Source organism: Bathymodiolus azoricus thioautotrophic gill symbiont (genome assembly GCF_001298715.1).
In the GTDB taxonomy this organism is placed as follows: Bacteria; Pseudomonadota; Gammaproteobacteria; order PS1; family Pseudothioglobaceae; genus Thiodubiliella.
Window position 1 is genome coordinate 1 of sequence record NZ_CDSC02000504.1, and the last position, 6,505, is coordinate 6,505.

The window sequence follows — 6,505 nt, forward strand, 5'->3', positions numbered from 1 at the left end:
TAAAATAATTTAGTCCAATGTCAGAAGTTAAAAACACTTCTTTCGAAGATTGCCTACAGAAACTCATGGAGTCTCTGGAGGTATCTTTGTATGAAGAAGCCACTACACAACTTGCCAATTTGCATTCGGCAGAAATCGCTCGCCTATTAGAAGCTATCCCACCTAAGGAAAGGGTTATTCTTTGGTCTAATATTGATACTGGCACACAAGGTGATATTCTTAAAGACTTGAGCGAAAATGTGCGCACGCAACTATTCAGCGAAATGAGTGTTGATTCAATCGTTGAGGCTACCGAAGGCTTGGATATGGACGATTTGGCAGATATTGTGCCTGATTTACCTGAATCAGCACTACACAATTTATTATTAACGCTGGACCATAAGCACCGAGATCATTTAAAGCGTGTTTTGTCTTATCCTGAGGATTCTGCAGGTGGTTTGATGAATATTGATATTATTACCGTGCGTGATGGTATTACCGTACGCACTGTCATTCGTTATCTGCGTTTGTTAAAAGAAATGCCAATTGATACTGACCAAGTATTTGTTGTTGATAGAGCATACAAATATTTAGGTGCAATTCACATATCCACTTTGCTAACGAACGAAGCACAGCAAAATATTGAGCCGTTGATTAATAAAACGCTTAAGCCAATTATTGCACAAACACCTGAAAAAGAAGTGGCTCATTTGTTTGAACAGCGTGATTTGATTTCTGCGCCAGTGGTTGATGAAAACAATCAGTTAATTGGGCGTATTACTATTGATGATGTGGTTGATGTCATTCGTGATGAGGCTGAACATTCGGTAATGTCAATGGCAGGCTTGGACGAAGAGGATGATGTTTTTGCTCCTGTTATGCAAAGCTCTAAACGCCGTAGTATTTGGCTGGGTGTGAATTTGGTTACTGTTTTTATTGCGGTGTTTTTTATTAGTCTTTTTGAAGCCACTTTGCAAGAAAAAATTGCCCTTGCCATTTTGATGCCAGTGGTTGCATCAATGGGTGGTATTGCTGGTACACAAACACTGATTTTAGTCACCCGCGGTATTGCCACTGGTAGAATAACAAATTCCAACCTTAAGGTGTTAATGAATAAAGAAGTAGCCATTGGCTTATTAAATGGTTTGATTTGGGCGTTAGTGATTGGTGTGGCGACACATTTATGGTTTGCCGACATATTGCTTAGTATGGTCATTGCTTTGGCTATTGTTGTCAATCTAATTTTTGCCGCCTTTTCAGGTGTGATTTTGCCATCATTACTCATCAAATTTAAAATTGACCCTGCACTCGCTGGTGGTGTTATTCTCACTACTATTACTGATGTTATTGGTTTTGTGGCGTTTCTAGGTTTAGCAAGTTTGGTTGTTTAATAAAAATTATTCCACCGTTTAATCTTTCCATTTTTGATTGCATTGTTGACAGGTGTGTAAGGTTCTTTTTGACAGAAGGACAACGCTAATAGCTAGAGATACCAATGTAAAAAAGATTCGATGCAATGGAAATTTACTAACATAACTATTGGCGTTACAATTGGGGCAATTTTTTGTATCAATTTCTAGAAAAATTTCATTTAATAGATGTTCGTACTCTCCTTGGTTATGCATTTTTAGAATTTTCTGTGCATCAGTAAAATGTTGCGGGCTAACTTTTAATTGCATGCCTCCCAATGCTTGTGCATAACTCCAGTTCATCCACACATGGTGTTCATTTGCTAAAAATACCGGTACACCTTCAACCTCTAGCCGCCCCTTAGCCAGATAAGCATCAATAGGATGGTTGTAACTTTCAACTGCCACTAATTCCATTTGTCAAAAATTTTGAGTAGAAATATTATTGGCATCCAGCCAAATTCTGAATTTATCTTGAATTTGACTTAAGGTTTTTTTGTTATTTGCCTCAAAGCGCAGCACCAAACATGGTGTGGTGTTAGAAGGGCGTACAAGTCCCCAGCCATCAGGATAATCAACACGCACACCGTCGATAGTGGTAATTTGCGCACTATCATCTTTAATGAAATCAATGTTACTTGTTAGTTTTTTCATCGCATCAAACTGCTGAGCTTGCTTATCAAAGTAAATATTAATCTCTGGCGTATTGATACTATCAGGTAAATTAGCAAAAACCTGTTCACAAGTTTTGTGAGTTTTGGATAGGATTTCTAACAATCTAGCACCTGTATAAAGCGCATCATCAAAGCCATACCAGCGTTCTTTAAAGAAAATATGACCACTCATCTCACCACCGAGTAGCGCGCCTGTTTCTTTAAGTTTGGCTTTGATAAAACTGTGTCCTGTGCGTGACATAATCGCATTACCCCCGTGCTGGGTAATGTCTTTTGGTAGATTTGAGCTACATTTAACATCAAACACAATTTTGGCACCTTGATTACGACTGAGAATATCGCGTGCATACAATATCATTTGTCTATCCGCCCAAATCACATTACCTTTATTGTCAATTAAACCCAGTCTGTCACCATCGCCATCAAAGGCAAAGCCCATATCAGCATTGGTGCTCTTGACTTCTTGAATAATATCTTCAAGATTGGCAAGTTTTGATGGGTCGGGATGATGGTTGGGGAAATTCCCATCTACTAAGCAGAATAATTTTGTGACTTTTGCACCTAATCGTTCAAACAATTTTGGTGCAATATTGCCTGCAATACCGTTACCTGCATCAATAACAATATTAAGAGGCTTATCTAATTTAATATCAGAGACAACACGCTCTATATAGTCCTGCTCAATATCAACTTTGGTTGAAGTGCCATGACCTTTAGAAAATTTTTGCGCTTGGATGCGCTGATAAAGTTCTTGTATTTTATCGCCCGAGAGTGTTTCACCTGCAATCACAATCTTAAGTCCATTGTACTCAGGTGGATTATGAGAGCCAGTAATCATCACCCCAGAAGTGGCCGCTTTGCTATAAGTAGCGTAATACACTAATGGCGTGGGTACCATGCCGATATCTACCACGTGACAGCCAGTTGACTTAAGGCCATCTTTTAAAGCGCTCATCAGCTCAACGCCACTTAGACGGCCATCGCGACCAACCACCACACCGCGTTCACCTTTGGCAATAGACTCACTGCCAATTGCCTGAGCGATGAGTTTAACTACATCAGGCGTGAGTTCATTTTCCACGATACCACGGATATCGTAGGCTTTAAAAATAGATTGTGAGAGCGACATGCTGATAAAATATGATAAAAAATAAACACTTATTTTAATGAAAGAAAAGTTTGAAGTTATTGAGATTGAGAACCAAATGATGAAACTTAAAGTCAATCGTTCATCGGGGTGTCACAGTTGCTCAGCCAGTGGTGGCTGCGGTACAGGAATATTGGCAAAATATTTTGACCATTATTCAGTGTTCAATAAGCCCCTACAAAATGGCGTGTCGATTGGTGATTTGGTAACCTTGGAAATCTCATCAAAAGAATTGTTTTATCGTGCCTTTCAACTCTATATGTTGCCACTACTTGCATTATTTACAGGTGGGTTGTTAGGTGATGTAGTATATCCTGAACACGAAGCAGGGCAAATTGCCCTTGCTTTCATTGGTTTTTCTGCTTCAATTTTATTGGTAAAATATTTTGTAAAGTGAGCCTACAAATTTGGGATAATTACTGCTTTATTCTAAAAGAAAAAAATACATTATGTCAGCTCAAGACCTTGACCCTTTAGAAACCCAAGAATGGCTAGAAGCCTTTAAATCCGTTGCTAGAGTGGAAGGTGATGACCGTGCAAAGTTTTTGCTAAACCAACTAATGGATATGGCGCACAAAGAAGGCATGGATTTACCAACAGGCGTAAATACCTCTTACCTAAACTCTATTGCCAAAGAAAAAGAGGTAGCAACAGATATTAGCATCGATATTGAAGAAAGAATTTCAGCTATTATCCGTTGGAATGCTATGGTGATGGTGGTCAAGGCTAATCAATTACCATATGATTTAGGTGGACACATTGCTTCGTTCGCCTCAAGTGCTACTTTGTACGAAGTGGGTTTTAATCACTTTTATCGTGGTCCTGATGCCGAGCAGGGTGCAGACTTAATCTTTTTTCAAGGGCATATTTCACCAGGTATTTACTCGCGTGCTTTTTTAGAAGGGCGCATCACTGAAGCGCAAATGTTGCTATTCCGCCAGGAGGCAGGCAAAGATGGACTCAGCTCTTATCCACACCCGTGGTTGATGCCTGATTTTTGGCAGTTCCCGACCGTGTCAATGGGGCTGGGTCCAATTATGGCGATTTACCAAGCACGCTTTATGAAATATTTGCATCATCGTGAGATTAAGCAAACGCACAAACGTACAGTTTGGGCGTATTTGGGTGACGGGGAAATGGATGAGCCTGAGTCACTTGGTGCTATTTCAGTAGCCGGTCGTGAAAAACTTGATAATTTGATTTTTGTGATTAATTGCAACTTACAGCGTTTGGATGGTCCAGTACGCGGTAATGGCAAAATTATTCAAGAGCTTGAGGGTATGTTCCGTGGTGCAGGCTGGAATGTACTTAAAGTAATTTGGGGCGGCGAATGGGATAAACTGCTTGAAAAAGACACTACTGGGCTACTGAAGAAACGCATGGAAGAAGTGGTGGATGGAGAATACCAAGCTTATAAAGCTAAAGACGGTGCTTATGTGCGACAACATTTCTTCGGTAAATACCCAGAATTATTAGCGATGGTTCAGCATCTTAGTGATGATGAGATTTATGCACTGAATCGTGGTGGACATGACCCGTTTAAGGTATTTCAAGCTTATCGTGCTGCCAAAGAATGTAGTGATAAACCAACGGTCATCTTGGCTAAGACGGTTAAAGGTTATGGCATGGGTGAGGCAGGTGAAGGTCAAAATACGACGCACTCGCAGAAAAAATTAGGCCTTAAACAGGTTGCAAAATTCGCCAAGCGTTTTGATATTCCAGTGACTGAAGAAGATGTTAAACAACTTAACTTTTACAAGCCAGCACAAGACAGCGAAGAGATGACATATATAAACACTCAACGCCAAAAACTAGGTGGTTCATTGCCAGTGCGTTCGTTTGAATTAGAAAACTTACAAGCGCCAGAATTAAACACTTTCAGTGCTTTATTAAAATCCAGTGGTGAGCGTGAAATGTCAACTACCATGGCGCTTAACCGCATTATGGCTTTATTAGTACGCGACAAGCAACTTGGATCTAAAGTAGTGCCAATCATCCCTGATGAAGCGCGTACCTTTGGCATGGAAAGCTTGTTCAGGCAGCTTGGTATTTACTCGGCTTCAGGTCAACTTTATCAACCAGAAGACTCTGATAAAGTCATGTGGTATAAGGAAGATAAAAAGGGGCAGGTGTTGCAAGAAGGCATTAATGAAGCCGGTGCGATTTCTGATTGGATTGCTGCTGCAACATCGTATGCGACGCATAATGTCACCATGATTCCGTTTTATATTTATTATTCTAAATTTGGTTTTCAGCGTGTTGGTGACTTAATTTGGGCGGCAGGTGATATGCAAGCTAAGGGCTTCTTAATTGGTGGCACGGCAGGGCGTACTACACTGAATGGAGAGGGCTTACAGCATGAAGATGGTGATTCGCATATTGTTGCCAACATCATTCCAAATTGTATTTCTTATGACCCAACTTATGCGTATGAGTTAGCAGTGATTGTTCAAAGTGGACTACGCAGAATGTATGAAAAACATGAGAATATTTTTTACTACATTACCGTTATGAATGAAATTTACACGCACCCAGAAATACTAGCAGGTACGCAAGAAGGTATTATCAAAGGTATTTACCCATTAAAAAAAGTAGGCACTGGTGATAAGCAAGTGCAATTGTTAGGTTCTGGCACCATTCTTAGAGAAGTTGAAAAAGCTGCACAAATGCTTACTGATGATTGGGGTGTGAAGTCTAATATCTGGTCAGTGACCAGTTTCAATGAATTAACGCGTGAAGCTCAAGCTATTGATAGAGAGAATAGATTTAGTGTAGGGCCGCCAAAGGTGCCTTATATTACTCAATGCTTAGCCGATGCAAAGGGCCCTGTTATTGCTACCACTGACTATATGCGTAATTACGCTGAACAAGTGCGTAAGTATATTCCAGCTCGTTATGAAGTGTTGGGTACAGATGGGTTTGGTCGCTCAGATTCACGCGCTGCACTTAGAGATTTCTTTGAAGTGGATGCAAATTATGTAACGATTACTGCGCTTAAAGCTTTGGTTGATGAAGGTGAAATAGCAGCATCAGTCGTTACTGATGCTATTAAAAAATATGGTGTTGACATAGGAAAGCCAAACCCAATGACGGTATAAAGGCGGTATTATTGACCAATTATTAAAGATATTAGGAGGATTGGTATGACACAAGAAGGATATTTAGAAGAGCTTAGGTCGGGTGTGCAAATGAATTTTGGTGATCTGATTGAGTTTATTGACGAGAACTACAACCATACCCCACGCATCATTTATAAATGGTGATTTACAAAATACTGCTATTGAAAATCAAGGTAG

At 40.0% G+C, this 6,505-nt stretch carries 5 protein-coding genes; 3 read left to right on the plus strand and 2 right to left on the minus strand.

The genetic code is table 11. The features are described from left to right. Positions 1-17 precede the first annotated feature (17 nt). On the plus strand, positions 18-1,370 hold the full coding sequence (mgtE, locus tag BAZSYMA_RS09440; RefSeq protein WP_090718495.1) for a magnesium transporter: 1,353 nt from the start codon (positions 18-20) through the stop codon (positions 1,368-1,370). Between the two features lie 18 nt (positions 1,371-1,388). Here mgtE and BAZSYMA_RS09445 read toward each other — a convergent pair whose 3' ends face one another. Beyond that, complete coding sequence (locus BAZSYMA_RS09445; protein WP_090718498.1) at positions 1,389-1,805, minus strand: putative signal transducing protein; 417 nt, start codon at positions 1,803-1,805, stop codon at positions 1,389-1,391. A 3-nt stretch (positions 1,806-1,808) separates the two neighbouring features. Continuing rightward, complete coding sequence (locus BAZSYMA_RS09450) at positions 1,809-3,191, minus strand: phosphomannomutase/phosphoglucomutase (protein WP_090718501.1); 1,383 nt, start codon at positions 3,189-3,191, stop codon at positions 1,809-1,811. Positions 3,192-3,228: 37 nt separating this feature from the next. Between BAZSYMA_RS09450 and BAZSYMA_RS09455 the strand changes: the two genes are divergently transcribed. Beyond that, on the plus strand, positions 3,229-3,606 hold the full coding sequence (locus BAZSYMA_RS09455) for a SoxR reducing system RseC family protein (protein ID WP_090718506.1): 378 nt from the start codon (positions 3,229-3,231) through the stop codon (positions 3,604-3,606). 52 nt (positions 3,607-3,658) lie between these two features. Beyond that, positions 3,659-6,307, plus strand: coding sequence for a pyruvate dehydrogenase (acetyl-transferring), homodimeric type (gene aceE / locus BAZSYMA_RS09460; protein WP_090718511.1), 2,649 nt, complete (start codon positions 3,659-3,661; stop codon positions 6,305-6,307). The last annotated feature ends 198 nt before the right edge of the window (positions 6,308-6,505 follow it).

Coding starts and splice junctions, on each gene's coding strand:
- mgtE (WP_090718495.1), top strand. CDS start 18: ATGTCAGAAGTTAAAAACACTTCTTTCGAAGATTGCCTACAGAAACTC.
- BAZSYMA_RS09445 (WP_090718498.1), bottom strand. CDS start 1,805: ATGGAATTAGTGGCAGTTGAAAGTTACAACCATCCTATTGATGCTTAT.
- BAZSYMA_RS09450 (WP_090718501.1), bottom strand. CDS start 3,191: ATGTCGCTCTCACAATCTATTTTTAAAGCCTACGATATCCGTGGTATC.
- BAZSYMA_RS09455 (WP_090718506.1), top strand. CDS start 3,229: ATGAAAGAAAAGTTTGAAGTTATTGAGATTGAGAACCAAATGATGAAA.
- aceE (WP_090718511.1), top strand. CDS start 3,659: ATGTCAGCTCAAGACCTTGACCCTTTAGAAACCCAAGAATGGCTAGAA.